Source organism: Microvirga sp. 17 mud 1-3 (genome assembly GCF_003151255.1).
GTDB lineage: Bacteria > Pseudomonadota > Alphaproteobacteria > Rhizobiales > Beijerinckiaceae > Microvirga.
This window is the reverse complement of record NZ_CP029481.1, coordinates 3,538,492-3,565,000: the sequence shown is the minus strand read 5'-3', so window position 1 is coordinate 3,565,000 and position 26,509 is coordinate 3,538,492. Positions and strand designations below refer to the sequence as shown.

27 protein-coding genes (1 of these 27 cut by a window edge) are annotated in these 26,509 nt (G+C 67.5%); 11 read left to right on the top strand and 16 right to left on the bottom strand.

What is annotated here, in order from left to right; genetic code table 11:
• Positions 1 to 1,361 carry the 5' portion of an acyl-CoA dehydrogenase gene (locus tag C4E04_RS16765; protein ID WP_109599214.1) on the bottom strand. The gene continues 952 nt to the left of window position 1, outside the view, so only the first 1,361 of its 2,313 coding nucleotides appear in the window; it begins with the start codon at positions 1,359 to 1,361; its stop codon lies beyond the left edge, outside the window.
• A gap of 185 nt (positions 1,362 to 1,546) precedes the next feature.
• Here C4E04_RS16765 and C4E04_RS16760 point away from each other — a divergent pair, with 185 nt between their 5' ends.
• Positions 1,547 to 2,434, top strand: coding sequence for a hypothetical protein (locus tag C4E04_RS16760; protein WP_109599212.1), 888 nt, complete (start codon positions 1,547 to 1,549; stop codon positions 2,432 to 2,434).
• A 1,128-nt stretch (positions 2,435 to 3,562) separates the two neighbouring features.
• On the opposite strand, the gene C4E04_RS16755 is transcribed toward C4E04_RS16760, so the two are convergent.
• From C4E04_RS16755 to C4E04_RS16740, 4 genes are all read right to left on the bottom strand, one after another.
• Positions 3,563 to 4,069 carry a single-stranded DNA-binding protein gene (locus C4E04_RS16755; RefSeq protein ID WP_109597739.1) on the bottom strand — a complete coding sequence of 169 codons (507 nt, stop codon included), beginning with the start codon at positions 4,067 to 4,069 and terminating at the stop codon, positions 3,563 to 3,565.
• A gap of 438 nt (positions 4,070 to 4,507) precedes the next feature.
• Positions 4,508 to 4,783, bottom strand: coding sequence for a hypothetical protein (locus tag C4E04_RS16750; protein ID WP_109599210.1), 276 nt, complete (start codon positions 4,781 to 4,783; stop codon positions 4,508 to 4,510).
• A gap of 34 nt (positions 4,784 to 4,817) precedes the next feature.
• The gene (locus C4E04_RS16745) at positions 4,818 to 5,159 is read right to left on the bottom strand and encodes a hypothetical protein (RefSeq protein ID WP_109599208.1); all 342 of its coding nucleotides are present in this window, start codon (positions 5,157 to 5,159) and stop codon (positions 4,818 to 4,820) included.
• Between the two features lie 71 nt (positions 5,160 to 5,230).
• Entirely contained in the window at positions 5,231 to 5,827 is a 597-nt protein-coding gene (locus C4E04_RS16740; protein WP_162559436.1) for a hypothetical protein, read from the bottom strand.
• Positions 5,828 to 6,113: 286 nt separating this feature from the next.
• On the opposite strand from C4E04_RS16740, the gene C4E04_RS16735 reads away from it, so the two are divergent.
• From C4E04_RS16735 to C4E04_RS16725, 3 genes are read left to right on the top strand one after another with little or no spacing between them, the layout of a single operon-like run.
• Positions 6,114 to 6,410: a hypothetical protein gene (locus tag C4E04_RS16735; RefSeq protein ID WP_109599204.1), complete on the top strand. Its 297-nt coding sequence runs from the start codon at positions 6,114 to 6,116 to the stop codon at positions 6,408 to 6,410.
• Positions 6,407 to 8,233: an AAA family ATPase gene (locus tag C4E04_RS16730; RefSeq protein ID WP_245416134.1), complete on the top strand. Its 1,827-nt coding sequence runs from the start codon at positions 6,407 to 6,409 to the stop codon at positions 8,231 to 8,233. The genes C4E04_RS16735 and C4E04_RS16730 overlap by 4 nt, the downstream gene beginning before the upstream one ends.
• Entirely contained in the window at positions 8,230 to 9,228 is a 999-nt protein-coding gene (locus tag C4E04_RS16725) for a metallophosphoesterase (RefSeq protein ID WP_109599200.1), read from the top strand. The genes C4E04_RS16730 and C4E04_RS16725 overlap by 4 nt, the downstream gene beginning before the upstream one ends.
• Positions 9,229 to 9,235: 7 nt before the next feature.
• Here C4E04_RS16725 and C4E04_RS16720 read toward each other — a convergent pair whose 3' ends face one another.
• Entirely contained in the window at positions 9,236 to 9,889 is a 654-nt protein-coding gene (locus C4E04_RS16720) for a hypothetical protein (RefSeq protein ID WP_109599198.1), read from the bottom strand.
• A 355-nt stretch (positions 9,890 to 10,244) separates the two neighbouring features.
• Between C4E04_RS16720 and C4E04_RS16715 the strand changes: the two genes are divergently transcribed.
• A complete protein-coding gene (locus C4E04_RS16715) occupies positions 10,245 to 10,895 on the top strand; it encodes a trna delta -isopentenylpyrophosphate transferase (protein ID WP_109599196.1) in 651 nt (216 codons plus the stop codon).
• Positions 10,896 to 10,974: 79 nt separating this feature from the next.
• A complete protein-coding gene (locus C4E04_RS20970) occupies positions 10,975 to 11,148 on the top strand; it encodes a hypothetical protein (protein WP_162559213.1) in 174 nt (57 codons plus the stop codon).
• On the opposite strand, the gene C4E04_RS16710 is transcribed toward C4E04_RS20970, so the two are convergent.
• The gene (locus C4E04_RS16710; protein WP_109601229.1) at positions 11,091 to 13,019 is read right to left on the bottom strand and encodes a glycosyltransferase family 2 protein; all 1,929 of its coding nucleotides are present in this window, start codon (positions 13,017 to 13,019) and stop codon (positions 11,091 to 11,093) included. The genes C4E04_RS20970 and C4E04_RS16710 overlap by 58 nt on opposite strands.
• A gap of 104 nt (positions 13,020 to 13,123) precedes the next feature.
• On the opposite strand from C4E04_RS16710, the gene C4E04_RS16705 reads away from it, so the two are divergent.
• Together C4E04_RS16705 and C4E04_RS16700 are read left to right on the top strand one after the other, a co-directional pair.
• A complete protein-coding gene (locus C4E04_RS16705) occupies positions 13,124 to 13,939 on the top strand; it encodes a transporter substrate-binding domain-containing protein (RefSeq protein ID WP_245416344.1) in 816 nt (271 codons plus the stop codon).
• A 175-nt stretch (positions 13,940 to 14,114) separates the two neighbouring features.
• Positions 14,115 to 15,848 carry a lysine--tRNA ligase gene (locus C4E04_RS16700; RefSeq protein ID WP_109599194.1) on the top strand — a complete coding sequence of 578 codons (1,734 nt, stop codon included), beginning with the start codon at positions 14,115 to 14,117 and terminating at the stop codon, positions 15,846 to 15,848.
• A gap of 7 nt (positions 15,849 to 15,855) precedes the next feature.
• On the opposite strand, the gene C4E04_RS16695 is transcribed toward C4E04_RS16700, so the two are convergent.
• Complete coding sequence (locus tag C4E04_RS16695; RefSeq protein WP_109599192.1) at positions 15,856 to 16,491, bottom strand: helix-turn-helix transcriptional regulator; 636 nt, start codon at positions 16,489 to 16,491, stop codon at positions 15,856 to 15,858.
• A 161-nt stretch (positions 16,492 to 16,652) separates the two neighbouring features.
• Between C4E04_RS16695 and C4E04_RS16690 the strand changes: the two genes are divergently transcribed.
• Together C4E04_RS16690 and C4E04_RS16685 are read left to right on the top strand one after the other, a co-directional pair.
• Positions 16,653 to 16,997, top strand: coding sequence for a DUF952 domain-containing protein (locus C4E04_RS16690; RefSeq protein ID WP_109599191.1), 345 nt, complete (start codon positions 16,653 to 16,655; stop codon positions 16,995 to 16,997).
• Entirely contained in the window at positions 16,994 to 18,070 is a 1,077-nt protein-coding gene (locus tag C4E04_RS16685) for a quinone-dependent dihydroorotate dehydrogenase (RefSeq protein ID WP_109599189.1), read from the top strand. The genes C4E04_RS16690 and C4E04_RS16685 overlap by 4 nt, the downstream gene beginning before the upstream one ends.
• Before the next feature lie 6 nt (positions 18,071 to 18,076).
• On the opposite strand, the gene C4E04_RS16680 is transcribed toward C4E04_RS16685, so the two are convergent.
• Both C4E04_RS16680 and C4E04_RS16675 read right to left on the bottom strand, forming a co-directional pair.
• On the bottom strand, positions 18,077 to 19,414 hold the full coding sequence (locus tag C4E04_RS16680; protein WP_109599186.1) for an MATE family efflux transporter: 1,338 nt from the start codon (positions 19,412 to 19,414) through the stop codon (positions 18,077 to 18,079).
• A gap of 11 nt (positions 19,415 to 19,425) precedes the next feature.
• The gene (locus C4E04_RS16675; RefSeq protein ID WP_245416133.1) at positions 19,426 to 19,677 is read right to left on the bottom strand and encodes a DUF6460 domain-containing protein; all 252 of its coding nucleotides are present in this window, start codon (positions 19,675 to 19,677) and stop codon (positions 19,426 to 19,428) included.
• 108 nt (positions 19,678 to 19,785) lie between these two features.
• Here C4E04_RS16675 and C4E04_RS16670 point away from each other — a divergent pair, with 108 nt between their 5' ends.
• A complete protein-coding gene (locus tag C4E04_RS16670; RefSeq protein ID WP_109599182.1) occupies positions 19,786 to 20,727 on the top strand; it encodes an alpha/beta hydrolase in 942 nt (313 codons plus the stop codon).
• A gap of 1 nt (position 20,728) precedes the next feature.
• Here the strand turns inward: C4E04_RS16670 and C4E04_RS16665 are convergent, their stop codons facing one another.
• From C4E04_RS16665 to C4E04_RS16640, 6 genes are all read right to left on the bottom strand, one after another.
• Positions 20,729 to 21,556 carry an aminoglycoside phosphotransferase family protein gene (locus C4E04_RS16665; RefSeq protein ID WP_109599179.1) on the bottom strand — a complete coding sequence of 276 codons (828 nt, stop codon included), beginning with the start codon at positions 21,554 to 21,556 and terminating at the stop codon, positions 20,729 to 20,731.
• Positions 21,557 to 22,228: a response regulator transcription factor gene (locus tag C4E04_RS16660; RefSeq protein WP_109599177.1), complete on the bottom strand. Its 672-nt coding sequence runs from the start codon at positions 22,226 to 22,228 to the stop codon at positions 21,557 to 21,559.
• Between the two features lie 133 nt (positions 22,229 to 22,361).
• Positions 22,362 to 22,814 carry a secondary thiamine-phosphate synthase enzyme YjbQ gene (locus tag C4E04_RS16655; protein ID WP_109599175.1) on the bottom strand — a complete coding sequence of 151 codons (453 nt, stop codon included), beginning with the start codon at positions 22,812 to 22,814 and terminating at the stop codon, positions 22,362 to 22,364.
• Between the two features lie 2 nt (positions 22,815 to 22,816).
• Positions 22,817 to 24,553: a cisplatin damage response ATP-dependent DNA ligase gene (locus tag C4E04_RS16650; protein ID WP_109599173.1), complete on the bottom strand. Its 1,737-nt coding sequence runs from the start codon at positions 24,551 to 24,553 to the stop codon at positions 22,817 to 22,819.
• The gene (locus tag C4E04_RS16645) at positions 24,550 to 25,614 is read right to left on the bottom strand and encodes a ligase-associated DNA damage response exonuclease (protein ID WP_109599171.1); all 1,065 of its coding nucleotides are present in this window, start codon (positions 25,612 to 25,614) and stop codon (positions 24,550 to 24,552) included. The genes C4E04_RS16650 and C4E04_RS16645 overlap by 4 nt, the downstream gene beginning before the upstream one ends.
• A gap of 59 nt (positions 25,615 to 25,673) precedes the next feature.
• Complete coding sequence (locus C4E04_RS16640) at positions 25,674 to 26,492, bottom strand: SDR family oxidoreductase (protein ID WP_109599168.1); 819 nt, start codon at positions 26,490 to 26,492, stop codon at positions 25,674 to 25,676.
• Positions 26,493 to 26,509 lie beyond the last annotated feature (17 nt).

Sequence of the window (26,509 nt, the reverse complement as noted above, 5' to 3'; positions counted from 1 at the left end):
TGGCCGAAGACGATGAGGCAGCGGGTCAGGATATTCGCGCCCTCGACCGTGATGCCGACCGGAATGGCCCGGTAGAAATTGCCGAGATAGTTGAGCGGCCCGTCGATCACTGCCTTGCCGCCATGAATGTCCATGGCGTCGTTCAGGGCCGTGCGCATGCGCTCCGTGGCCTGGAGCTTCATGATGCCGGAGACCACGGCCGGGTGATGGCCCTGGTCGAGGCCCGCGCAGGTAAGCCGCCGCGCAGCGTCAAGTTGATAGGCCGTGCCCGCAATGGCCGCGAGCTTCTCCTGCACGCCCTCGAACTTGCCGATGGGAATGTGGAACTGCTCGCGCACCCGCGCATAGGCGCCGCACGTATGGGCCGCGAAGGCGGCGCCGGCTGCCGAGAGGGACGGCAGCGAGATCCCGCGCCCGGCCGCGAGCGCGCTCATGAGCATGCGCCAGCCCTGGCCGACGCGCTCGCGCCCGCCGATCACGTCGTCGAGGGGGATGAACACGTCCCGTCCCTCGTTCGGGCCGTTCTGGAACATCTGGAAGCAGGGAATGTGCCGCCGGCCGATCTCGACGCCCGGCGTGTTCGTGCGCACCAGCGCGACCGTAATGCCGATCTCCTCCTCCTGTCCGAGGAGGCGCTCGGGATCGCGCAGCTTGAATGCAAGGCCGAGCACGGTCGCGACGGGGCCAAGCGTGATGTAGCGCTTGTGCCAGTTGAGGCGGATGCCCAAAACCTCGCGGCCCTCGTGCTCGCCGCGGCAGACGATGCCCGTATCGGTCATCGAGGCGGCGTCCGATCCGGCTTCCGGGCTGGTGAGGCCGAAGCAGGGGATCTCCCGCCCGTCGGCGAGGCGGGGAAGCCAGTAATCCTGCTGCTCCTTTGTGCCGAAGCGGAGGAGCAGCTCGCCCGGGCCGAGGGAGTTGGGCACCATGGTCGCGACTGCGGCCGCGACCGAGCGGGTCGAGATGGTCCGCACCACCTCCGAATGGGCATAGGCCGAGAAGCCGAGGCCGCCGTGCTCCTTGGGAATGATCATGCCGAAGAAGCGGTGCCGTTTCAGGAAGTCCCAGGCCTCCTCCGGCAGGTCCCGGTCGGTCCAGGTGATGCGCCAGTCGTCCAGCATCCCGCACAGAGTCTGGACCGGACCGGCCAGAAAGGCTTCCTCATCCGCTGACAGGCTGGCGGGCGGCACGGCCAGGAGCTTGTCCCAGTCCGGGTTGCCGGTGAACAGGTCGCCGTCCCACCACACGTCGCCGGCCTCGATCGCCTCGCGCTCGGTGGCCGAGAGGCCGGGCATGGCCTTCCTGGCGAGGCGGAAGGCGGGGCGTGAAAGCCATTTCAGGCGAAAGCTCTGGTCGGTCATGGGTCTGCTCAATGGGCGAAACGGCATCCAGCCGGAGCTGGACCGTTTCCGTTCCCCTCCTTTGTAGGGGAAGATCGGCATTCGCCCAGGGGCCGGGGCCATGGGGCGCATCCCGCCCGCTGCGGGATCGAAAGGCGGGACGCGGGTGTTGTCCAGGCAGAGGAGGGAGCGACGTTCGCGTGCCCATGGAGATCGCATCGGCCTTCCGCGTAACCCCGGCCGAGGGCGAGAGGCCGGGCGCCTTCGCGGTTTTCCCGTATGACCGTGACTTGGTGCGCCGCTTCCGGGACGCGTTTCCGCGCGCCCGCTGGAGATCCGAGGAGCAATGCTGGTTCGTGCCCGGGACCACGGCGCTGCGCCGTCTGGATACCTGGATTTCGCGGGAGCTCCAGACCCTGGACCGCCATGCGGACGACCGGGGGCGGGATGCCTTCGCGTTCGAGCCCCTGGAGAGCCCCTATCTCACGGTGGGGGACGATCTGGTCGTGCGCACGCCCTATTCCCGCACGGTCGTCGAGGCTATGCGGCGGATCCCCTGGGCCCGCTGGGATCCCGCAGGGAAGGCCTGGCGCGTGCCGTTCCGGTCCTATGAGGATCTGCTCACCCTGTGGCCGGAGATCGAGGAGGCGGCCCGCCGCAACGAGCCGGAGGCCCGGCGGGCACGGCGCCTGAGCCCGCAGGCGCAGGAGGCGATCCGCATCGTGCAGGCCGAGCGCCGACGGCAGCGCTACCCTGTGCCCGGCGACGACCTGCCGCCTCTGGAGCAGCCCGTGGCGACCCGGTCCTGGGGCATCGTGGTGTTCGAGGAGATCGCGGCCGAGCCTCTGTCGGATCCAGGTCTCAGAGATCTCTATCCGCATCTGGAGGAACACCTGGGACGGTATGCCTGGGCGCATTGGCGCCGGCCCGTCCTGCAGGAACTCTATCGTGCCCGGCCCGCGCGGGAGCCGGACGAGCCCGGTCTCAGGGCAAGCCGGGGCTGGTGGCTCCCGGACCGGGAGGAGCTGCGCGAAGCCGCCCGCCGCCTGCGCCAGGCCGAGCGGGCTGCCCGGGCTCGGGTCGGGCCGGATTAGGGGCGGGAGTGGGGGATTGTTTCGTGCCTGCCCCATGGGTCTCAAGAGTTCTCGGAGGGCAACACGGCTCTCCCTTCACGGATCTCAGGCGTCCATCGGATGCGCCGCGTTGCTCTCCCCCCTTGTGGGGGAGAGTTGGAGAGGGGGCTGGACTTTCAGACCGTAGCGCTCACACCCCCACCCTGGCCCTCCCCAAGGGGGAGGGGAGGTGTCGCGCTTCCTCCGTCATTCCGGGGCGCCGAAGGCGAGCCCGGAACCCATAACCGCTGACGGTGCGGAATAAGGAGCTGTAAGAACCACCTCGCCTTTCTTGGAAAGCTCAATGGTTATGGGTTCCGGGCCCAACGCTTCGCACTGCCCCGGAATGACGGGGAAGCGGTTTGCAATGACGATGGCGCCTTGAAGGCATGCCGCTTCACCCTCCGGGCTGTTCGGCCCGGAGGGTGAAGCAGGATCGAGGGGGACGCTCTGGATCGCTCCGGCTCGGATGGGGGGATGGGGAAATGCGGTGAGCCGAAGCCTCAGCGCGCACGGTTTGTTTCGGCGGACCGGCGGCGGAAGGGTCACGTACTGCCCGGTCGCGGCGTCGCGTGTCGAGAACGCGAGCGGCGCCGGGGCCCCCTGGGCGCCACCTTGCGTCGGGTGGGACCGCAGGACCGTTCCGGCCCCCGCATTCGGCGACGCCTCGCGAGCGCGTCCCTCGGCGGGACCGGATGCGCAAGGATATAGCTTAGCTAGCTCGGCCTGTCAAGAACGAAAGCGGAACAGACAGAGCAAGCACGCCGGCATTCCCTCCCCCTTGTGGGGAGGGTCAGGGTGGGGGTGTGAGCGCCAGCCTGGATTCGGCTCAGCGCCGACACCCCCACCTCCAGCTCCTCCCCACAAGGGGGAGGAGAGCAGGGCAGCGCTTCCTACGCCTATCCGAGATTGCGGAAGGAGAGCGGAGTAGCGCTTCCTTCACCTCTCCTGGAGGGAGAGGTCGGTGCGCAGCACCGGGTGAGGGTTGCGGCTTCTCCGGAGAGGTCGCGCCCTCACCCCGACCCTCTCCCGACGCAATGCGAATGATTCCGGGTTGCGCATACAAAAACGGATCCCGGAAACATCCGGGATCCGGGAGAGGGGCGCGACCTAGAACGGAATGTCGTCGTCGAGGTCGTTGAAGCGCGAGCCGCCGCCGCTCGGTGCGGCCGCCGGACGGCGCTCCATCGGCGAGGAGCGGCCGAACTCGCCGCCGCGGCTGACCTGGCCTTGCTCCTCCTCGCCATATTCCGACGAGCCGCCGCCGCGGCTGTCCAGGATCGTCAGCTCGCCGCGGAAGCGCTGCAGCACCACCTCGGTGGTGTATTTCTCGGCCCCGCTCTGGTCCTGCCATTTGCGGGTCTGCAGCTGCCCCTCGATATAGACTTTCGAGCCCTTCTTCAGGTACTGCTCGGCCACCCGGGCCAGGTTCTCGTTGAAGATTACCACCGAGTGCCACTCGGTCTTTTCCTTGCGCTCGCCCGAGGCCTTGTCCTTCCAGGTCTCCGAGGTGGCGATCCGCAGGTTTACCACCGGCTCGCCCGAATTCAGCCGGCGCACCTCAGGGTCACGCCCCAGGTTCCCCACCAATATCACCTTGTTCACACTGCCCGCCATGGGACATCTCCACTTCATCTCTCCTGACGTCTGTCAGGTCGGTTTCGCTCTCCTGCCCCGAACGAGGACATCGGTTCCGTTCTATATTTGTTCTTGGAAAATGGCAAGGGCAGTGTCGGCCGGCGGGCGACCGGGCGAGCGTTGAGAAGCTTCACTGTGGAAGGAGTGGGGAACAGGACGAGGGCTGTAGGGTGGAGACCGGAAAGGAAGGCGCGATGCGGGCCAAAACGCGAGGCCGCAGGCGCCGGGCAGGGGATCCAACCATGGAGGCCGTCTCGACGCTGATCCGATGCTCGTCCTTGATCTGCGGATCGTTCAAAACGCTCCGAAGGGTTGCACCTGCGGGAAGTCGGGTCCGCTTCCCGGCACGATGCGAGGGACAATGCGCATAAAAAATCCGCCGCGGGATCGCGGCGGAGAAAAAGGTCTGGCGAAGGATTACTCAGCCGCCTGGAGATAGACGACGTTCGACTGCGCGCCCTCGATCTCGCGCAGGGTCCTGGCCATGTAGTTCAGCCGCTCGATGAGCTTGCCGAGATCGGCTCTAGACCCTTCGCCGAGATCGTAGGCATGACGGCCGCGATAGAGCCGGTTGACCTGGCTTTCCATTTCGACGGCGTTTTCGCGGATCCGGTGGATGAGGTTATCGGCGATGACGTCGGCATTGCTGTCGACGACGCAGAATCCCACATCGCTTGCACGTTCCTTGGACATCGGTGACACCTCTTCTTGTCGTTCTTCTTCGGTTTCAGGCAACGGCCCGATGCTCCTGCGCGGCCATGAGGCCGAGCCGGCGGGCCAGGGTTCTCTTCGTCACGGGGCCGATCCACGGCAGGTTCGCCAGGAACGAGAGCTTGTCGTTGCTCGCCAGGTAATCAGCGAAGAGGCGGTCGCGCTCGCGCCAGACGCGGTCGATCGCATCCGCCTTGCCGGGGTGGCGAAAACCCAGCCGGGCCGTGGCGCCCATGGCGAGCGCGCGCATGCACTGCTCATGGGCTCGCCGCCCGACGGAGGGCGTGACGCTCGCCTGGCAGATCGCGAAGATCACGTGCCCGGCGAAGTCCTCAGCGGTCTCCGGCGGAGCCGTCATGTCGTGCGTTCCACCAGCCCGGCGAAACGACCTCTCGGCCGACCGGGCAGGGGGCGAGCTTGGCCATAAGTTCACTTTATGTTCCATGCGGCTTGGATCATCCGAACGAGCTTCGTACCAGTCCTGCGGATCCGCTTCGGGGCCCGCACGAGATCGAAGCGGGAGGAACGAAGGCGCGTCCGGGACGGGGAGGCGCGGAGGCCATCGGGGTCGCGGAAGCGAGGATTCGCGGAGGGCCTGGAAGCCTCGCAATTCTCTGAATTGTCTGCGTATTTGCGTCCTACATAGATGGGATTCCGGGGCGTCCGTTGCAAGGTCATGAGGGGGGACGGGACCGATTTTTCGGCCTCGGCCGCCTGCGGCCAGGAGGCGATATCCCGCCGGGCAATGGTGAAGCTTCGGGCGAGGTCGATGTCCGAATCGATCCGGTGAAAAGCCACCGCGCAGGCGAAAGCCTCCGAGAAGGGCGTCATGGCGCACCAGCTCTTCTCGGCCATGTGCAGCGGCCAGGCCCAGAGCCCGTCGCCGCGCCTGGAGCCCAGGCTCTCCCGGCCGATGAAATAGCCCGTTCCCTTGTGCTCGAGGCCGCTTGCGGTCACGAGCCAGTCTTCGTTCTCGAAGATCGCCTCGTTCCCGACGATCGATTGTTCGTCCGCTACGGCCGTCATTCCGACATCCTCCCGGTATTCATCCGACGCCATAAAGGCGCCATCACCGACGCGCATGAGTTGAAACAGGAACAAAATGAGAACATACGCCTGCGAGATTCGGTGTCAAGCAAATGCGCTCGCGCGGGCTGTAATCTCGGAGTAACGGATATTATGTGGGAAACAGTGGCGTAGGATTAAAGGGATCGTGCTGGCGGCCTGCGAGATGACGACAAAAGTTCTCGCGGCTCTTTACTGCTCAGCTTGATGGATGAATCGCCGCACCGTGGAATGGAGACGCCCGACGATGACGAGCCTGAAACGCCCGGAGAACGACAGTCTCGGGCGGCTGGAGAAGATGCGCGCCACCTTCGAGCGCCTGCGTGCCGAACGGATCCGCGCTGAAGGCGAGGTCGACAGGCTGGCGCGTGAGCTCGACCAGGCCCGCACCAGGGCACGCGAGGAATTCGGCACCGACGACGAAGCAGAGCTGCGGCGACTGATCGACGCGGCCCTGTCCGAGAATGCGAAACGTGTCGAGGAATTCGATTCCGTCCTGCGCGAGGTCGAGACCCGTCTGCGGCAATTGGGGAGCGAACCGTGACGGATGCCGGGATGGTCGGCCAGAGAGTCGCCCGCGCGGCGGCGGCGCTGGCGCGGCTCGACGGGCGGCGCGACGCCTTGAAGACACGCAGCGACGAGCTGACGCGAGAGATCGAACTTGCCAAGGGCCGCCTTGCCGTAAAGGACGAGGTGGAGGCCTTCATCGAGGCCGTTCATGGCAGCGCCAGCCGGCGCAACCTGGAAGCGTTCGAGACGCTCCTCTCGGCCCTGGTGCAGGAGGTCCTGCCGGGCGAGAAGCCGGTTGCTCTCGACCTGTCGACCGAGCGTGGCCTTGCGGCGCTCGACATCTGCGTGCGGCGTCCCGACGGCAATCTCGAGGATGTGCTGGAAGACAATGGCGGCGCGCTCACCAATGTGGTCGGCATGGCTTTGCGGCTTATCGCGGTCGTGAAGGCCGATGTCGCGCGTTTCCTCGCTCTCGACGAGGCCGATTGCTGGATCGCGCCCGAGCGGGTCGCGTCGTTCTACCGTGTTCTCGAGGACGGCGCCCGGCGGCTCGGCGTGCAGTGCTTCGCGGTTTCGCATCACGACCTGTCGGAATTCTCCGACCGCTTCCACATCGCGCGCATTTCCGGCGAGCCCATGTCCGGCGTCACGGTCGAGACCACGGATTGCGATGCGCTCTGGGACGACGATGCGGCGCCGGGGCTGCGCTTCATCCGCCTCGTCAATGTCCAGGCCTATGCGGACGCGACGCTTCCCTTGAGCCCGGGCGTCAATGCGCTGATCGGGCCGAACAATCGCGGCAAGTCCACCTTCATCCGTGCCCTGCGCGCGGTGTTCTACGGCGAGGCGCGCGACAGTCTCGTGCGCGCCGGCGCGAAGGCCGCGATTGTCGAGATCGGCGTCGCCGGACGGCGGATCTTGCGCTTCACGCGCCAGCCGCGCCGCACGCCCGTCAATGTCTGGTCGCTGCACGAAGCGGACGGCAGCGTCGTGGAGCGGCAGGGCATGCGCTACGAGTCCGGCGGGCGCGCGGTGCCGGACTGGGTGGCGGAGCTGTTCCAGATCCGGAAGGTTGAGGATCTCGACGTCCACATCGCGCACCAGAAGTTTCCGGTCTTCCTGTTGGGTGAGCCCGCCTCGCGCCGCTCGGCCGTTCTCTCCATCGGGCAGGAGGCCGGCTACATTCGCGACATGCTGGCGATCCACCGCGAGCGCTGCACCCGCGACAATGCGCTGGTGCGCAACGGTGAGCGGGAGCTCGCGGCCCTGCAGGAGGAACTCGAATCTCTTACGGTCCTCGACGGCCTGAAGGCCGCTCTCGCGGACGCGCAGAAGCGCGCCGTCGCGATCGGGGACGCGGAACGGCGCCTCGATTCCCTTGGGCGTGTGCACACCCTGCTGCAGGATCTCGCCCGCAATCTGTCACGGGCCCGGGCCCGGACGCAGGCCACGGCGGCGCTGCCCGATCCGGCAAGCGTCGCGGCCCTTGGCCTTCAGCTGCAGCGGCACGGGGAGCGGCAGCGCATTGCCCGCGCGGTTCTTGAAACCACGGAGCGCCTGCGCCGTGCCGAGGCGCGCCTGTCCTGCCTGCAGGCTTTGCCGGGCGCATTGCCGGGCCTTGAAAATCCCGCGCCGGCGCAAGACATCCTGACCCACATCGCCGATCTGGCGCGCGGCGGCGCCGATGCGCGCGAGCGCCTGACCCGGATCGATGCCGAAGCTGAAGTCCTTCGAGCCGAGATGGCGCAGCTCGTCGAGGAAAGCGGCGGCCTCTGCCCGACCTGCGGCGGCCCCGTGAGCGCCGAGACTCTTCTGGACCACCAGGCCCATTCCGCCATGGAGCGCATGACCGCATGATCCTCTCCGGTGACCGCCTCGAACCCCGCGCCTGCAACGGCCTTCTGGTGATCGGTGATCCCCATGTGGGCTCCCGCCGTCCGGGCCGGCGCAAGGACGAACTCTGGCCGCAGCCTGTCCTGGCGAAGCTCGAACATTGCGTCGGCATCGCCAATGCGCAGGACCTCGCGGTGGTCATCCTGGGCGACCTGTTCGACCGCCCGGTCGAGACCGACGTGGCGTTGAAGAACCAGCTCGTCCGCATCCTGAAGGGCTTCAAACATCGTCCCGTCGTGAATGTGGGCAACCACGACATCCGGCACATGACCCTGACGGACGGAGACAGCCTCGCGCTCCTCGGCCTGTGCGACGTGGTCGATGTGGTTGCGGCGTCAGCGCCGGTCGCTGCCTACCGCATCGGCGAGCGCCGCATCGGCATCGGCATGACGCCCTACGGACAGGACATTCCCACCGACATCCGCGGCTCCTTCACGGATGTGGACTGGCAGGCCTGGTTCAGCCACCACGACATCGCCTTCGAGGGCGGCTATCCGGGCGCGGTTCCGCCCTTCGCCGTGGAGGGATGCGATCTTCTGGTCAACGGCCACATCCACAAGACGCAGAAGAGCGTGACGGCCGGCCGGACCCGCTGGATGAATCCCGGCAATATCACGCGCCAATCCGTCGACCTGGTGGACCATGTGCCGCGCGCCTGGATCCTCGGCGCCGACGGGAGTTTGAGCCCGCAGCCGCTGCCCTTCCAGGCCGATGTGTTCGATCTCACGGGGCGCATGGTCGAGGCCGCCGACGAGGCGGCGGTGGCGCAGGCGGTCGAGAGCGCCTTCGTGACCCTGCTCCAGGCCGAGACCGCGACCGAGCTGAAGCGGAGCGGCGACGGCGCCATCCTGCGCGACGAGATCGAGACGCGGTTCTCCGCCGGCGAGGCATCGGATGCGGTGCGCGCCATCGTGCGCTCGCTTCTCGACGAAGCGGTGGAGCGGCACGCCCGCACTTGACCGAGTGTTAAAAAGCGAAGGGGTCCGAGTAAGGCAGGCGGCGCCGTCGCACCGGTGTCTCGGGCAGGATCGGACGGTTGATGTCGACCGCGACCAGCCCCTCGCAGGCAAGTGCCAGGACGGCCGCGACGCCGTCGGCTGCGTTCATGGCCGCGCTTGCGCAATCCACCAGCCGCATGGTCCCGCATTCGTCGAGCTGGTGGAGTATGCGCACCCGGTCGCCTGCCGTCACGAGGGTGCGCTTGCAGGCCGTGACGAGGCGCACGGTGGTGAAGCGCGGCTCCGCGCGGATGCTCGCGGCCGTCTCGAACGCGAAGGGACGCCCGTCTTCGGCCATGAAGCCGTGAAGCGCTGCGGCGCGTAAGGGATGCCGCAGAAGATCCTCTTCCGTCACCACGTCGACGAGGAAGGATGCACCGTCGCGGACGATCTCGAAATCCGCCATGTGCGCGATGGTCTCGTCCCCCAGCGTGAAAGTGGCCGCGGAGGCAGGTGCCCGCAGGGCCTCGATTTCCGGATCGAGCTCGCAGATGGCGAGGAAATCCGCGATCAGGGCAGGGCGGGCGGCAGGCGGGGCCGAGGCTCTGCCGCGGGCGCGCTTCGTTCCGGCGCGGGCGATGCGGCGCGAGGGAAGATGGTCGGGAAGGGCTTGCGCGGTCATCCGGTCCTCCGGAACGGCGGCTTCCGGGCCGGGAGCCGGGTTTTCGAGCTGGATTTCATGCGAACAAATATAGAACGAAGGCCGGGGCGTCAATTCCAGCAGGCCTCTTTCGCGGTTGTCGGACCCAACGCGGCGAGGTGCCGTCTTTCGTGATCTTTCCTATGACCTTGAGGCAAAACGACGCTGAGGCGCATAATGCTGGAAAATAAGGGGTTTTAACCTTGGCAATACTGCCTTGAAACTGGATCGGGGAGGTCCGATCTGATATAGAACAAACAAAGAACAAGCGTGTCGTGGCGGTCCCTTTCGAAGGCTTTGGAGCCGGTGCGCGCACCTTGCGAGACGAGGAACGAGCATGAATACGACCGACAAGAAGATTGCCGAGGTTTTGGCCAAGTTCGGCGAGCCGATGGCGGGCAATGTCTGGCGGGTCCAGGGCACGGCCGTGATTTACCACAAGGCGCTGGAGCGCATCGCCGCCCAGGCCGCGATCCAGTTCGAACCGCCGACCATCGTCCGCGCTGAACGGGACGAGGCCGTCATCCTGGTGACGGGCCGCATGGGCGAGCGGCTGGAATGGTCCATTGGCGAGGCTCTCGTGGGCACGAATTACCGGGTCTCGGGCAAGCAGGCAGCCTATGTCTATGCCATGGCCGAGAAGCGGGCGAAGGACCGTGTGATCCTGAAGCTCATCGAGCTTCACGGGCTCGTCTATTCCGAGGAGGAGGCGGACGAGTTCAAGAACAGCCGCCCGGCCCATGGGGAGCCGCTTCCCGCGGCCGACAAGAACGCGGTCGAGATCGTCGGGTCCGATGCGGATGTCGAGGCCGGTCTCAAAGAGAAGATCGGCAAGGCGAAGAGCATCAATGCCGTGACGGACCTGATGCTGCATGCGGATACGCAGCGCATCCTGAACGACCTGCCGGAGGGCGTGCGCGACGAGATCCGCGATTTCGCCAAGGCCCGCTTGGTGGAGCTCGGCTGGCCCACCAAGAAGGCCGCATGATCCGGTGCAATCCAAGCCGAAAGGGGACGCTCGACAGCGTCCCCTTTTTTGTGGCCGCAAGTCCGCCTATGATAGAAGCATGAGCATCGGATCGGACATCTCGAAAGCGGAACGGCAGGAGCGGCTGATCGGCCGCGGCCTCATCGTGGCGGCGACCCTCTGCCTCGTCGGCGCCGGCGGCCTGCTCTGGTGGCGTCAGGGCGCGGCCGTGTTCAGCGACGTGGTCTCGTCGGCGCTCGCCTGGTGCTTCTGAAGCCAGCCGCTTCGCGACGTACGCGCCAGGCCGTGGCTGGTCTTGTTCCAGCGGAATGGCTCCCGCGTCACCTCCCATAATCCCCGCCAGGCCGCCGCGCTCACGAGCAGATAATAGAACGGCAGAAGCGGCACCCAGGGTCCGAGCCGCCACAGGCGCCGCCGCCGCAGGGCTGCCATGGCCGGCAGCAGGATGGCCGCGAGCCCGGTCACGAACAGCACGCCGCTCGCGAGATCCAACAGGGACGTACGCTGGGAAACGCTCGCGAGCCGTGCCGCCACGAAAAGCCCTGTGAGAAGAGGAAAGCCCAGGGCGCTCAGAACCGTTCCCCAGGTCAGCGCAAGGGCGCTCAGAAAACCCCAGGGCCCGAGCTGCGCGGCTGTTCTGAGCGGGTGGCGGAAATGGCAGATCCCGGTCTGCATGAAGCCTTTCATCCAGCGGGTCCGCTGGTTCATCCAGGCCCTGAGCGTCCCGGGCGCCTCCTCGAAGGTCGAGGAGGGCAAGTCCAGCACCCGATAGCCCAGCCGCGCCAGGCGGATGCCGAGATCCGCGTCTTCCGTCACGTTCCAGGCGTCCCAGCCATGGGCGCGGCGGAGCAGGGTGGTGCGGAAATGGTTGGAGGTGCCGCCGAGTGCCACCGGGCTGCCGATCTCTGCGAGCCCCGGATTGAACACGTCGAAAAGCACCGCGTACTCGATGGTGAAGAGGCGCGTCAGCCAGGTATCGTCCGTGTTGTCGATGGTCAGACGGGCCTGGAGGCAGGCCGTATCCGGCCGGGCCGACGCAAAGGCCGAGACGGCCTGGCGCAGCTGGCCCGGATCCGGCACGTCCTCGGCGTCGTAGACCACCGTGTAGAGCCCGCGGGCCAGGGGCAGGGCGATGTTGAGCGCCCGCGGCTTGGTACGCGGCTGCCCCGGCGGCGCGACGATCACTTCCACGAAGCCCGGCATGGGCACTTTCGCGAGGGCCGCGGGCGTCTCCGGGTCATCTGCCTCCAGGACGAATTTGATGTCGAGCTTGGCGGCCGGATAGTCGAGCCGGGAGAGGGCCGCCACGAGCCGGGTCGCGATCCGTTGCTCCCGGTAGAGCGGCGCGATGATCGTGTAGACCGGCAGGGCGGCATCCTCCAGGCGCGCTTCCGGCCTTGCCGGAGAGACGGGAATGCGCAGCAGCACCGCCGCGAGACGTAAGGTCACGGCCGTGAAGAAGATCGGGCTCAAACTCGCCGCCAGGAATGCCAGGGTCGCGCTGGGCGCCGAGATCCCGCCATAGGCGAGAAGGCCCGAAAGGGCGCTTAAGGTCGCCACCTGGCGCGCGTCGAGCCCGTCCCGGATCGAGAGATCAGGCGCCGCCTCGCACAGGGCGTTCGCGCCCTCATGGGCGATGGCGCGGGAAGAGGCCCGCATGGCGGCGCGGCGCAGCGCGGAAGGCGTCGTGACGACGAGCTTCCCGGCGGCCCGGTTCCGATGCCCGAGGAGCCAGGCGAGGGACGGGCCCGATGGGGCCGCCGCGAAGCCCTGCATCCCGTAAAGCGGCGCGAGGCCGGCGAGGAGGCTCTCCGGATAGCGGGCATGTCTCGACAGGCGCGGCGAGAGCGTGAAGGGGAGCCCGAGTTCCATGGCCAGGGCCCGGTAGAATGTGGTTTCTCCGACGAGGCCGTTCCGAAGGAGGAAGACGTCGGCCGCAACGCCGGAGGCTGCGGCACGGAGGGATGCTTCTCGCAGGAGGGTGGGCGCGATGCCGTGTGCGGCCAGAAAGGCGATTTCGGCCGGCAGGGCGGCGTCTGCGAGAGTTGACTGTCGGCGGACCTCCGCTAGACCCTCCTGCCAGGAGACGGGCGGCCGGGACGACGGTGGCGGGGCTGCTTGCAAGAGGACGGTGCGTGCCAAAAAGATATAATGTTGCTTCGACCATCGCCCGCTTCGTCCGCAAGATCAAGCGCCCGGCTCTGGGAGCGGTTCTGCCGGCGCTCGGCCTGGCCCTCTGCCTGACCCTTGGGCTGTCTCCGGCGCCGGCAGTGGCAGACGACGTCGCGATCCCCAATTTCTGGGACCCGAAGGCGCAGCTCGAGCGGCCGGACCTGACGGGCCTGCGCCCGATCCGCTTTCTCGTGGACGACGATTTCCCGCCCCTGCACTTCAGCGGTCTCGACGGCAATCCCACGGGCTTTTCGGTGGAGCTCGCGCGGGCCATCTGCGAGCGGCTGGCCATCGCCTGCACGGTCCAGGTCCGCCGCTTCGACACCCTGCTCGATGCCCTTGCGGACAGGCAGGGCGACGTGGTGGCGGCCGCCATCCCGGTCACGGCATCCTTGCGGCAGCGCTTCTCCGTGACGGGCCCGTATTTCAAGATCCCGGCCCGCTTCGCGACGAGGAAAGACCGCAACCTGCCGCCGCCCACCGCCAAGGTGCTGGCGGGTAAGATTGTCGGAATCGTGGGGGGCACCGCGCACGAGGCCTATGCCAAGGCCTTCATGCCGGGGGCCGTCCTCAAGCCGTTCGGGGATCTGGCGGAGGCGCAGGGCGCCCTCAAGGACGGGAAGATCGACTACCTCTTCGCCGACGGCCTGGGCCTCGCCCTATGGATCGGCGGCGAGGCTTCGGAGGGGTGCTGCGACTTCGCCGGCGGCCCCTATCTGGAGAGCCGGTTCTTCGGTGAGGGGATCGCCTTCATCGTCCGCCAGGACGAGGAGAACCTGCGCCGGGCCTTCGATTACGCGCTCCAGCAGCTCTGGAAGGACGGCAAATATGCGGAGCTTTACCTGCGCTTCTTCCCCGTCGGTCTCTATTGAGCCGCGTTAAGCCGCATTGACCCCGGACGGCCGGGTGCCTAGAGGACTGATCGGGCAAGCGATTGCCGGGCCTTAGGCCCGGTCGATCCTGCTTTCCTTCCGCCCGGGCGGGTTTCGGTTCCATCGTGACGAAAACCGCTCTAGGTTACTGCGTTTCCCATCAGCTTCTGGTCACATGTCCCAACCGCTTTCACTCGACTCCGCTCTGATCGATGCCGCTCAAACCGCGACCGCCTGGCCCTTCGAGGAGGCCCGCAAGCTCGTGGAACGGCTCAAACGGACCGGCAAGAAGGAAGTGCTGTTCGAGACCGGCTACGGCCCCTCGGGCCTGCCGCATATCGGGACCTTCGGCGAGGTCGCCCGCACCAGCATGGTGCGCCACGCCTTCCGCGTGCTGACCGGCGATACCATCCCGACGCGGCTCTTCGCCTTCTCGGACGACATGGACGGCCTGCGCAAGGTGCCGGACAACATCCCGAACAAGGAGCTGGTCGGCGCCTCCCTCGGCAAGCCCCTGACGCAGGTGCCGGATCCTTTCGGCACCCATGAGAGCTTTGCGCACCACAACAATGCGCGCCTGCGTGAATTCCTCGATGCCTTCGGGTTCGACTACGAGTTCCTGTCGGCGACGGAGTGCTACAAGGCGGGCCGGTTCGACAAGGCCCTGCTCACGGTGCTGGAGCGCTACGACGCCGTGATGGCCATCATGCTGCCCTCGCTCCGCGAGGAGCGGCAGCAATCCTACTCGCCCTTCCTGCCCATCCACCCGAAGACCGGGATCGTGATGCAGGTGCCCATCGACGAGCGCAAGCTCGATGCGGGCACCATCGTCTGGCGCGATCCGGAGACGGGCGAGCGCTTCGAGACGCCAGTGACGGGGGGCCATGCCAAGCTGCAATGGAAGCCCGACTGGGCCATGCGCTGGGTTGCGCTCGGCGTCGATTACGAGATGGCCGGCAAGGACCTGATCGACAGCGTGAAGCTCTCGGGCGAGATCGCCAAGGCCCTCGGCGGCCTGCCGCCGGAAGGGTTCAACTACGAGCTCTTCCTGGACGAGAAGGGGCAGAAGATCTCCAAGTCCAAGGGCAATGGGCTGACCATCGACGAGTGGCTCACCTATGGTACGCCGGACAGCCTGGGCCTGTTCATGTTCAACAAGCCGCGCGAGGCCAAGAAGCTCTATTTCGACGTCATCCCCCGGCAGGTGGACGATTATCTGACCTTCCTGGAGAAGTACCCGGCGCAGGACGCCAAGGCGCGCCTGATGAATCCGGTCTGGCATCTCCACGCGGGTCATCCGCCCGCGCCGGAGCTCGTCTCCTCGGGCGGCGGCAACCAGCCCGGCACCACGATCTCCTTCTCGATGCTGCTCAACCTGGTGGCGGTGGCGAACTCGGAGGATCCGGGCGTGATCTGGGGCTTCATCCGCCGCTACGCGCCGACGGTCTCGCCCGAGACCCATCCCCGTCTCGACGGCCTCGTGAAGCGCGCCGCGCGCTATTTCGAGGATTTCGTGAAGCCGCAGAAGGCCTATCGCCTGGCGGACGAGGTCGAGGCCGCATCCTTGAGCAAGCTCCGGGAGGTCCTCGGCGCCTTCGAAACCGGCGAGCGTCCGGTGACGGCCGAGGCGATCCAGGAAGAGATCTACAATGTCGGCCGGGCCGAGCCGCGCTACCAGGACTTCAAGGCGAAGGGCGCCACACCCGAGCGGCCCGGCGTCTCGATCGAGTGGTTCAACACGATCTACCAGGTGCTTCTGGGAGAGCCGCGCGGCCCGCGCTTCGGCTCGTTCGTGGCCCTGTTCGGCGTGAAGGAGACGCGGGAGCTGATCCAGAAGGCTCTCGAGGGCAAGCTCGTGAGCGAACACGAGGCCTTCCTGAAGGCGAGGGGCGCCGAGCGGGCGGCCTGACCCGGCCCTATTGGCGGGCCCACATGATCCGGGCGACCCAGGCGACGTCTTCTGCCGGGATCGCCCGGTCTTCCTGTCCGGGCTCGAAAGCGCCGACTTCCAGGGTCTTGGCCGAGCGGCGGCGGAGTTCCTTCGCGAGGATCTCGCCGCTGTTCAGGCGGAAGACCACCCGGTCGCCTTTGCGAAGGCCGGCGGTCGGGGAGACGATGAGGATATCACCGTCGCGGTAGAGCGGCGCCATGGAGTCGCCGGTCACCTCGATGGCGAACACCTTCTCCTGGCCGAAATCCGGAAAGTCGATCTCGTCCCAGCCCGGTCCTCCGACCGGCAGGCCCTCTTCGGTGAAGAGTTTGGCGCCGGAGGCCGCCTGCGTCAGGCCGATCAGGGGAATCGTCGAGCGGCGCAGGGAGCCCGAAGGCTCCACCAGACGCAGGAAATCCTCCAGGGTCGCGCCTGTTGCGCGGAGAATCTTGGCGATCGACTCGGTCGAGGGCCAGCGATCCCGGCCCTCGGGACTGGTGCGCTTCGACTTGTTGAAGCTGGTGGCGTCGAGCCCGGCTTTGCGGGCGAGGCCCGATGCGGTCATGCCGTGGCGGGAAGCCAGGGCATCGATAGCGGCCCAAACGCGCTCATGGGACAACATATGATGAACCTTCGAGAGGTGCCAAAAACTCTACTGGAAACCGAACCTATGATTAGGAATTAAGGTTGTTCTATGGCTCCCGCGAGGGAGAACAAGGGCTAGCGACAACGCGTCCATCTTCCGGTTGCTCTCGTTCGGGCCCGGCGCTACTCAAATGCGCCATGGCAATCATCTATAAAATCTGTTCCCGGCCGCTCTGGAAGGCTGCGGAGGCCGCAAAAGTCTTCGAAGGAGCACCCATCGACCTCCAGGATGGGTACATCCACTTTTCCACGGCCGCACAGGCGCGGGAGACGGCCGAGAAGCATTTCGCCGGCCAGGACGATCTCGTCCTCGTGGCGGTCGAGGCGGAGCGCCTCGGCGATGCCCTGCGCTACGAGCCGTCGCGCGGCGGGGATCTGTTTCCCCATCTCTATGGGTCGCTGCCTCTCTCGGCCGTGCTATGGGTGAAGCCGCTGCCCCTCGCCGAGGACGGCCGCCACGTGTTTCCGGATCTCTCCGCATGATCGCCAGCCTGTTCCCCTTCGCCAAGCCGGTCCTCCATGCGCTCGATGCGGAGACGGCCCACCACCTCACGATCCGCAGCCTCTCGCTGCTGCCGCCGCGCTCTCCGGCGCCGGACGATCCGCGACTCGCGGTCGAGGTGTTCGGGCGCCGCTTTCCCAATCCGGTCGGCCTCGCGGCGGGCTTCGACAAGCAATGCGAGGTGGCCGACCAGCTTCTGTCCCTGGGGTTCGGCTTCGTGGAGCTCGGCGCCGTCGTGCCCAAGCCTCAGGAGGGGAACCCGCGGCCGCGGGTGTTCCGGCTCGCCCGCGACGAAGCGGTCATCAACCGCTTCGGGATGAACAGCGAGGGGCTGGACGTCATCCGCCGCCGCCTTGCGGCCCGGCGCGGCCGCCCCGGTATCGTCGGAATCAATATCGGGGCCAACAAGGAATCGACGGATCGTATCGCCGACTACGCCCAATGCGTGCGCGCCCTTGCGGGCCTCGTGGATTTCCTCACGATCAATGTCTCGTCGCCCAATACGCCGGGCCTGCGCGACCTTCAGGGCGAAGCCTTCCTCGACGATCTTCTCGCCCGCTGCGTCGCGGCGCGGGACGAGGTCGACCGGAAGACCACGGTCCTCCTGAAGATCGCGCCCGACATCTCCCTGGAAACCCTCGACGCCATCGTGGCAACCGCCCTGCGGCGCGGGGTCGACGGGCTGATCGTGTCGAACACCACTGTGGCGCGCCCCGAAAGCCTTCAGGAGAAGACGCTGGCCCGGGAGACTGGCGGCCTGTCCGGAAAGCCGCTCTTCGCGCCTTCCACGATCCTCCTGGCGCAAACCTATCTGCGGGTCGGGCGGAAGCTTCCCCTGGTGGGTGTCGGCGGGGTCGATTCCCCCGAGGCGGCCTGGGCCAAGATCCGCGCGGGCGCGAGTCTCGTGCAGCTCTATTCGGCTCTGGTCTACAAGGGCCCCGGCCTCGTTGCCGAGATCAAGCGGGGCCTTGCGCGGATCCTCGACCGGGAGAACACGTCCCTGGACGCTGCGCTCGGGCGCGATGCCGCCCTTATTGCGGAAGGCCGCTTTTAAGACGGATCAGGCCTCGCCCGCGAAGGTCCTGCGGGTTAGCCGGGGGCAGAGCGCGGCCTGGCCGAGGCCGCGGGTGCCCAGGAAGACGAGAAGCGCAATCCACAGACCCGTATTCCCGAGCGAGCCCGCCGCGAAAATCACCGCGCCGTAGACTACGATGGCGAGGAGCATGAGGTCGCGCATCGCCTTGGTCCAGGTCGCTCCGGTATAGATCCCGTCGAACACGAAGGCGGCCGCGCCCACGAGGGGCGTGAGCGCCGCATAGACGAGATAGTCGCGCGCATAGGCACGCACGTCCGGGCTCGTGGTGACGAAGTCGATGAACATCCGGCCCCCAACGAGGAAGGCGGCCGACACCGCGAGGCCGAACCCGAAGCTCCAGCCGAGGCTCAAGGTGACGGCGCGGCGGAAGCCGCGCGCATCGCGGGCGCCGATGCTCTGGCCGCACAGGGTCTCGGCCGCGGTCGCGAACCCGTCGAGGAAATAGCCGCCGATCATGAACATGTTGTAGAGCACCGCATTGGCCGCGAGCGTCACGTCGCCCGTGCGGGCCCCCATGGCGCTGAAGACCGCGAAGGCCATCATAAGCGCGATGTTGCGGATCATGATGTCCCGGTTCATGCTCAGGGTCTGCAGCATGGCGGCGCGGTTGAGGATCTCGCGCCAGGCGACCGAGAAGGGGTTCGAGCCCAGCCGCCGCAGAACGAGGATGCCGAGGCCGACACCGAAGACCTCCGCAATCGCCGTGCCGATGGCCGCGCCCGCGACGCTCCATTGGAAGACGAGGACCAGCACGGAGGTGAGCAGGATGTTCGCCACGTTGATGGCGACCTGCAGGAACAGGCCGAGATCCGTACGTCCTCGCCCGAGGGTCGAGCCGAGGATGACGTAGTTCGCCAAGGTGAAGGGCGCGGCCCAGATGCGGATGTAGAAGTAGGTCGCGAGCGCCCCCTGCACGGCGTCGCTGGCGCCGGTCAGCGGGAAGGCCACCAGGGCGATGGGCCATTGCAGCAGGATCAGCAGGAGGCCCGTGACGGCCGCGACGAGCAGGGCGCGGGCAAGCGCCCTGTCCACCTCGTGCCGGTCGCCGGCGCCGGTTGCCTGCGCGGTCATGCCGGCGGTCGCCATGCGCAGGGAGCCGAAGCTCCAGAACACGAAATCGAAGACCACGGCGCCGAGAGCGACGGCTCCCAGCAGATGCGCCTGCCCCAGCCGCCCGATCACGGTTGCGTCTACGAGGCCGAGCAGCGGCGTCGTGACATGGGACAGGGTCATGGGCAGCGCGAGCGCGAGCATGCGCCGGTGCGTGACGACAATCCGCCGCGACGAAACGGAACCTTCCATGGGAAAAATCCTCAGTGCCGGCCGAAGATCCGCGCGATCAGCCAGAGCGGAACGACGATGATCGCACCATAGGCGATCCAACGCCCGATCTCGACCACCGTATCCATACTGAGCCCCAGAAGCGAGCGCAGCCAGTTGTAGATCCCCTCCACCAGGCCGAAGGGCGTGATGTCGAGAAATGCCATGAAGGCGCCGACCAGGAGGGACAGGAAGATCAGCTTGACCAGCACGGAGCCGGGCGCGCCGCCGAGTAACCGGTTCATGTTGGACATCGTCCCTTTTTCCTCATCCCTTCGCGGTGCTGGACCGCGGCCGTTGCGTGTGCTTCATCGCAAGGGACGGCCGCTAAGGCAACCTCACACGAGCGTGGCATGATCGACCCTACTCTTTTCGACCCTTCGAGCGTCAGCGAGGAAATCGAGGCGCAGAATGCCGAGATCCTGGCCCGGCTGTCCGCATCTCCCGACCCCTGGTCGGTCCCGGTCGAGGCCGTACGCGAGGCCCGGCGGCAGGGCCTCGGCCCGTTCCCGCCGCTGCCGAAGAGCCCGCGCGCGAAGACGATCGAGATCGACGGGCCCGCAGGCCCTCTGCCCCTGCGGCTGATCGTGCCCGAGAACCCCAAGGGGGTCTATTTCCACATCCATGGCGGGGGGTGGACCTGGGGCACCGCCGACGAGCAGGATCCCTATCTCGACCGGATGGCCGACCATTGCGGCTTGGCGGTGGTCTCGGTGGAATACCGGCTCGCGCCCGAAAATCCGTATCCGGCTGCCCATGACGATTGCGAGGCCGCGGCCCTCTGGGTCGTCCGCGAGGCGAAGGCCCGCTTCGGGACCGAGCGTCTCTTCATTGGCGGCGAATCGGCCGGGGCGCATCTCTCGGCCGCGACCCTGCTGCGCCTGCGCGACCGGCACGGGCTGACCCCGTTCCGGGGCGCAAACCTTTTTGCAGGCTGCTACGACCTGAGCCTGACCCCGAGCGTCCTGAACTGGGGTACCGACAAGCTCGTCCTCAACACGCGAGACGTGCGGATCTTCGCCGACAACCTGTGCGGTCCGCACCCGGACCGGCGCGATCCGGATCTCTCGCCCCTCTACGCTGATCTCAAGGGAATGCCGCCGGCCCTGTTTTCTGTCGGAACCCGGGATCTCCTCCTCGACGACACCCTGTTCATGGCGGCGCGCTGGGCTTCCTTCGCCAATCGGACCGAACTCGCAATCTGGCCGGGCGGCTGCCACGTGTTCATCCGCTACGAGAGCGCCATGACCGAGCGGGCCCTGGCGCGGATCGATGCCTTCGTGAACGGGCTCTGAGTCAGGACCGCGAAAGCTCCGCCGCCGCGCGCTCCGCGATGGCGAGGTCGAGCGTCGGCTCCATGCCGTCGTCCAGATACCAGGCGGCCGAGAGGCCCGCGAAGGCCAGGAGCCACTGGAGAAGCCGCGTCCGGTCCAGGCCCGCGGCCTCGGCCAGGATCGCGGACCGCCGGCCGAGGTGAGCGAGCGCGAAAGCCGCATCGCCCTCGGGATTGCGCAGGACGTTGACGAAATCGAAGGTTCGCTCCCCGACGAGGCGCTTCGGGTCGATGGCGAGCCAGCCCCGATCCCCGAAATCCAGGATGTTGCCGTGGTGGATGTCCCCGTGCAGGGGAACGATGTCGCGCTGCGTGGCGAGCAGGTGGCGCGCCGCCGCATCGGCCTCGGCGAGGATGCCGCCCTGCCGTGCCGCCATGGGGCCGAGCTGGCGAAACCAGCGCTCCAGGGGGATCAGGTCGGGCAGGGGCTTCGGGCGCGGGGCGTGCAGCCTCGATGCGACCCGGCAGATGATGCGGCTCGCCTCGTCGTCGCAGCCTGCCCGGACCATCCCGGCGAGCGAGAGAGGCCCCGTCGCGCGCTCGAGGAGAAGGGCATTTTCGTCGTGGGCGAGAACGCGTGCCGCCCCGTCACCATCCCACCACACCATCAGAAGACCGCCGAAGCGCTCTTCCTCGTCTCGGGGGATCTTGAGCATGGCGGGCTCGCCGTCCCGGCGGACCGGCAGGAGATCGCTGCTCGGCGTGGCGATGGGCGCGCCGTCGGGCACGAGCCCCCAAAGGGCGAGAGAGGGGCCGAACGGCGAAAGTCCGGAATCCGGACCGGGCTTCATCTAGTCGGCGCTGGCCGGGGAGGGGCGCTGGGTGACGCCGATCTTCGAGGCGGCGATCACCGCCTGGGTGCGGCTGTCGACGCCGAGCTTGTCGAGGATGGCCGAGACATGGGCCTTCACGGTCGCTTCCGAGACCGAGAGTTCGTAGGCGATCTGCTTGTTGAGGAGCCCCTCGGAGAGCATGGTCAGCACCCGGACCTGCTGCGGCGTGAGGGTGGAGAGGCGGCGCACCAGATCGGCCGTCTCCTTGTCCTCGGCGGCCGAGAGGTCCACGTCCGGCGGGGTCCAGACGTCGCCGGCCAGCACCGCTCCGATGGCGCCGCCGATGCTGTCGATATCGATGGATTTCGGGATGAAGCCCGAGGCGCCGAATTCCATGGCGCGGCGGATGACGGTCGCCTCCTCGGTGGCCGAGACGATCACCACGGGAAGCTCCGGATGCTGGGCCCGGAGCGAGAGGAGCCCGGAAAAGCCCTGGACACCCGGCATGGTCAGGTCGAGGAGGATCAGGTCGATATCCCGCTCGTGCCCCAGCACGGTGTTCAGCTCGTCCATGCCGTTGGCCTCGATGACCCGCGCCTTCGGCATGACGGAGCCGATCGCCTGCCGCAACGCGCCCCGGAAGAGCGGGTGGTCGTCGGCAATGATGATCGTGGTGTTTTGACCCTGCACTCGTCTTCTCCCACGCAACCCTTCGAGCCTTATCCGTTTCCCGCCTGCCCTGGCAAGGCAGAGAACGGAAGGTCACACGGTCATTCTACCGCGAAATGCCGGATCGATGGAGCCGGAAACGGGATCTCGGCCCTCAGGCACCGATCAGGTGAAACAGGATATCGCGCCGGTGCGGCCGGTCGCGGTGCTCCGCCAGGAAAAGGCCCTGCCAGGTCCCGAGGGCCATCTGGCCCTCCGTGACCGGGATGGTCAGGCTGGAGGCGCTGAGCATGGTCCGGATATGCGCCGGCATGTCGTCCGGGCCTTCCGTGGCATGGACATAGGAGCCGTCGCGCGGGGCCAGCCGGTCAAGGGCGGTGAGCAGATCCTCGCGCACGTCCGGGTCGGCATTCTCCTGGATGAGGAGCGAGGCCGAGGTGTGGCGGCAAAAGACCGTGAGGAGCCCGTGCAGGATCCCGGTCCCGAAGACCCACCGGGCCGCCGGCTCCGTCAGCTCCGTGAAGCCCTGGCCTCGGGTCTCGACCACCAGGCGCCCCAGGGCCTGTTGCGTCACACTGCCCTCCGTGAGGGTTTCGACCGACAGCATGGTCATGGCTCCTGATCCTCCGTTTCCCGGCCGAGGCCCTTCGGCTCCTCGAGCGGGTGGATCTCCTTTTCGCCCCGTTCGAGGATCCTTTCCAGGGTCTCGAGGCGGTCCGCCTCGGCGGCCGGTTTGTCCCAGCGGATGCGGTTGATCCGGGGAAAACGCATGGCGACGCCGGATTTGTGCCGGGTCGAGCGTTGCAGCCCCTCGAAGGCCACCTCCAGCACGAGGCCGCGATCCCGGCCGTATTCTACCTCCCGCACGGGGCCGAAGCGGTTGACCGTGTGGTTGCGGACAAAGCGGTCGAGCTGCAGGAGCTCCTCGTCCGTGAAGCCGTGATAGGCCTTGCCGACGGGCACCAGCTCCTCGCCGCCCGGCCCGTCGCGCCAGACGCCGAACGTGTAGTCCGAGTAGTAGGACGAGCGCTTCCCGTGCCCGCGCTGGCCGTACATCATCACGGCGTCGACAAGATAGGGGTCGCGCTTCCACTTGTACCAGTAGCCTTTGGGGCGTCCCGGCAGATAGGGGCTGTCGGCCCGCTTCACCATGCAGCCCTCAATGGCGTCTGCATCGGGGCCCGCCCCAACGGAAGCCGGATCGGACCGGGCATCCGCGAGGGTCTCCCAGGACGAGAATTCCACCAGGGGCGAGAGTTCGATGCGAGGATCGTCCAGGCGGGCCACGAAGGCTTCGAGGCGCTGGCGCCGCTCCGCGAAGGGCAGGTGGCGCAGGTCCTCGTCCCCTTCGGTGAGGATGTCGTAGACCCGCAGATGAGCCGGGAATTCGGCCATGAGCTTGGGCGTCACAGCCTTCCGGTTGAGGCGCTGCTGAAGCACGTTGAAGCTCTGCACCCGGCCCTCGCGGACAATGAGGAGCTCCCCGTCGATGGCGCCCTCGAACGCGAGGGCCTCCACCAAGTCCGGGAAGGCTCCCGACACGTCCTCCCCGGTTCGCGAATAGATGCGCCGGACGAGGCGGCCCTCGCCGTCGCGGCCTGCGACCGCCTGGAGGCGGATGCCATCCCATTTCCATTCGCCCAGGAACTCGCCAGGATCGAGCTTCGCCATGTCCTCCTCTTCCAGCGGATGCGACAGCATCGGCGGGCGGAAGGGGGCGGGGTTGCTGCTCTCGGGCTTCGCGGCACGCCCCTCGACCCAGGCGAACAGGTCCTCGTAGGGAGCCTCCAGCCCGTGCCAGATCAGCTCCACCTCATCGGCCTCGACCCCACCGAGCTGGGCCACGGCCGACTTGGCGAGGCGCGCCGACACGCCCACGCGCAGCTCCCGGGTGATGAGCTTGAGGAGCGCCCAGCGCCCGGTCTCGTCGAGGGCGTCGAGCCAGCCGGCGACCCGGGCCGGCAGCTCGCTCTTGCCCGTGGTCGCGAGCGTCTCGACGACCTCCGAGATCGTCGGGACATGAAGGGGCGGGTTGTTGTGACCGGGGCCGGGCGCGGCGGGGAGCTGATCGGCCGGCCCCGGCCAGATCAGCGCCGTCGTCTCGGCCAGGTCGCCCACATAGTGATAGGACATGCGGAACAGGACCGGGTCGGTGCGCTCCTCCACGAGGCCGCGGATCAGGCCAGGCTTGGCCTCCTTGAACATCAGCGAATTGGTGAGGGCCGCCAGGGCATAGCCCCGGTCGGGATCGGGCGTGTGGCGGAAGTAATCCACCAGCAGCCGCAGCTTGGCGTTGCGGCGCGGCTCGTAGGCCAGCCGGTCGAGAAGGGCCGCGAACCGGTTCATGGGGCGCCTCCCGGGCTCTTCTCCTCGACGGGAGGATGGGGCGTCTCCTCCGCCTCGCCCTCGTCGCCGTAGCCCAGCATGTGGAGGGGCCGTGCCCGGATGCCCTGCATGGTGCACCAATGGACGAGGGCATCCTCCTGCCCATGCGTCACCCAAACCTCTCCGGCGCCGGTCTCGAGAATGGTGCGGCAGAGATCGTCCCAGTCGGAATGGTCCGAGATGACGAGGGGCAGCTCGACGCCCTTCTGCCGGGCACGGGCGCGCACCCGCATCCAGCCGGATGCGAAGCAGGTGACCGGGTCCGGAAACCGGCGCGACCAGAGGTCCTGGACCGAGGAGGGCGGGCAGAGCACGACGGCGCCTGCGAGCCGGGAGCGCTCCGCGGCCACGACCTTCGGCGTCTCGCCCAGGGGAATGCCCTCGCTCTTATAGAGCTCCGTCAGGCGCTCCATGGCGCCGTGCAGGTAGATCGGCCTGTCGTAGCCCTCCTCCCGCAGGAGGGCCATGATCCGCTGCGCCTTGCCGAGCGCATAGGCGCCGACGATATGGGCGCGCTCGGGAAAGAGATGGACGGAATCGAGGAGCTTGCGCACCTCGCCCCGCGTGTCCGGGTGGCGGAAGACCGGCAGGCCGAAGGTCGCCTCGGTGATGAAGACGTCGCAGGGCACGAGTTCGTAAGGCAGGCAGGTGGGGTCCTCGGCCCGCTTGTAGTCCCCCGAGACGACGATGCGTGTGCCGCCTGACTCCAGGGTGATCTGCGCCGAGCCGAGCACATGACCGGCGGGCGTGAAGCGCACGGTCACGTCCCCGAGGCGGATATCCTCCCCGAGGGGGGCCTCCTGGGTCGTGCCGGCGAAATCCTCCCCGTAGCGAACGGCCATGATCCGCAGGGTCTCCCGGGTGGCGAGCACCGCCCGGTGGCCGGAGCGGGCATGGTCCGAATGCCCGTGGGTGATCAGGGCCCGCTTCACGGGCCTGACCGGGTCGATGTGGAAGTCGCCGAGGGGGCAGAAGAGCCCCTGCGGGGTCTGGGTGAGGATGTCGGTGGAGCGCAGCGCCATGGTGCCGGAATATAGGGAGCCGCGACGGGATGTCAGGGCTCCGGCGCCGGGCGCGTGTCTCAGGCTGCGGGCGTGGAGGGGTGCGGAGCGGCCTCGTAGCAGCCGACCACCGACTGGTCGAAATCGATGATGGCCCCGGTCATGAGGCCCGATTCCCGGCTCGCCAGGAAAGCCACGGAGCGCGCGACCTCCGCCGGGTCGAGCAGGCGGCCGAAGGGCTGATCCTTCACGGCCTGTTCCAGCCAGCCGTCCTGGGCGCCGTGATAGGTGCGCATGATCCGGTCCTCGCCAGGGGTGTTCATCCAGCCGATGTTCAGCCCGTTCACGCGGATGCGCCAGGGCATCAGGCTGAAGGCCGCGTTCTTGGTCAGGGTCGCGAGCGCGCCCTTGGAGCCGCAATAGGCCGAGATGAAGGGCTGGCCCCCATGGGCCGACATGGACAGGATGTTGACCATGGCGCCCTCGATCTTCTCCCGCCGCATGATCTTGGCGGCCTCCTGCATGAGGAAGAACGGCGCGCGCACGTTCACGGCGAACATGCGGTCGAAGAGTTCCGGGCTCGTGTCGAAGATGGTGCCGCGATCCGTCATGCCGGCCGCATTCACCAGCACGTCCACCCGGCCGAAGGCCTCGGCGGCCCGGGCCGCGACCGCGCGGGCCTGCTCCACATCGGCGAGGTCGGCCTGGACGAATTCCGTGCGGCAGCCTTTCGCCGACAGGTCCTTTGCGACGGCCGCTCCCTTCTCGGCATTGCGGCCGCAGATCACGAGACCCGCAGCCCCGCGCTCGGCGAGGGTACGGGCGATGGTTTCCCCGAGGCCCTGGGTGCCTCCGGTAACGATGGCGACGGCGTTCTGGAACTGGGCATTCTGCGGCATGGCGAAACTTGTTGCTT

Coding starts and splice junctions, on each gene's coding strand:
- C4E04_RS16760 (WP_109599212.1), top strand. CDS start 1,547: ATGGAGATCGCATCGGCCTTCCGCGTAACCCCGGCCGAGGGCGAGAGG.
- C4E04_RS16755 (WP_109597739.1), bottom strand. CDS start 4,069: ATGGCGGGCAGTGTGAACAAGGTGATATTGGTGGGGAACCTGGGGCGT.
- C4E04_RS16750 (WP_109599210.1), bottom strand. CDS start 4,783: ATGTCCAAGGAACGTGCAAGCGATGTGGGATTCTGCGTCGTCGACAGC.
- C4E04_RS16745 (WP_109599208.1), bottom strand. CDS start 5,159: ATGACGGCTCCGCCGGAGACCGCTGAGGACTTCGCCGGGCACGTGATC.
- C4E04_RS16740 (WP_162559436.1), bottom strand. CDS start 5,827: ATGACGGCCGTAGCGGACGAACAATCGATCGTCGGGAACGAGGCGATC.
- C4E04_RS16735 (WP_109599204.1), top strand. CDS start 6,114: ATGACGAGCCTGAAACGCCCGGAGAACGACAGTCTCGGGCGGCTGGAG.
- C4E04_RS16725 (WP_109599200.1), top strand. CDS start 8,230: ATGATCCTCTCCGGTGACCGCCTCGAACCCCGCGCCTGCAACGGCCTT.
- C4E04_RS16720 (WP_109599198.1), bottom strand. CDS start 9,889: ATGACCGCGCAAGCCCTTCCCGACCATCTTCCCTCGCGCCGCATCGCC.
- C4E04_RS16715 (WP_109599196.1), top strand. CDS start 10,245: ATGAATACGACCGACAAGAAGATTGCCGAGGTTTTGGCCAAGTTCGGC.
- C4E04_RS20970 (WP_162559213.1), top strand. CDS start 10,975: ATGAGCATCGGATCGGACATCTCGAAAGCGGAACGGCAGGAGCGGCTG.
- C4E04_RS16700 (WP_109599194.1), top strand. CDS start 14,115: ATGTCCCAACCGCTTTCACTCGACTCCGCTCTGATCGATGCCGCTCAA.
- C4E04_RS16695 (WP_109599192.1), bottom strand. CDS start 16,491: ATGTTGTCCCATGAGCGCGTTTGGGCCGCTATCGATGCCCTGGCTTCC.
- C4E04_RS16690 (WP_109599191.1), top strand. CDS start 16,653: ATGGCAATCATCTATAAAATCTGTTCCCGGCCGCTCTGGAAGGCTGCG.
- C4E04_RS16685 (WP_109599189.1), top strand. CDS start 16,994: ATGATCGCCAGCCTGTTCCCCTTCGCCAAGCCGGTCCTCCATGCGCTC.
- C4E04_RS16680 (WP_109599186.1), bottom strand. CDS start 19,414: ATGGAAGGTTCCGTTTCGTCGCGGCGGATTGTCGTCACGCACCGGCGC.
- C4E04_RS16675 (WP_245416133.1), bottom strand. CDS start 19,677: ATGAACCGGTTACTCGGCGGCGCGCCCGGCTCCGTGCTGGTCAAGCTG.
- C4E04_RS16670 (WP_109599182.1), top strand. CDS start 19,786: ATGATCGACCCTACTCTTTTCGACCCTTCGAGCGTCAGCGAGGAAATC.
- C4E04_RS16665 (WP_109599179.1), bottom strand. CDS start 21,556: ATGAAGCCCGGTCCGGATTCCGGACTTTCGCCGTTCGGCCCCTCTCTC.
- C4E04_RS16655 (WP_109599175.1), bottom strand. CDS start 22,814: ATGCTGTCGGTCGAAACCCTCACGGAGGGCAGTGTGACGCAACAGGCC.
- C4E04_RS16650 (WP_109599173.1), bottom strand. CDS start 24,553: ATGAACCGGTTCGCGGCCCTTCTCGACCGGCTGGCCTACGAGCCGCGC.
- C4E04_RS16645 (WP_109599171.1), bottom strand. CDS start 25,614: ATGGCGCTGCGCTCCACCGACATCCTCACCCAGACCCCGCAGGGGCTC.
- C4E04_RS16640 (WP_109599168.1), bottom strand. CDS start 26,492: ATGCCGCAGAATGCCCAGTTCCAGAACGCCGTCGCCATCGTTACCGGA.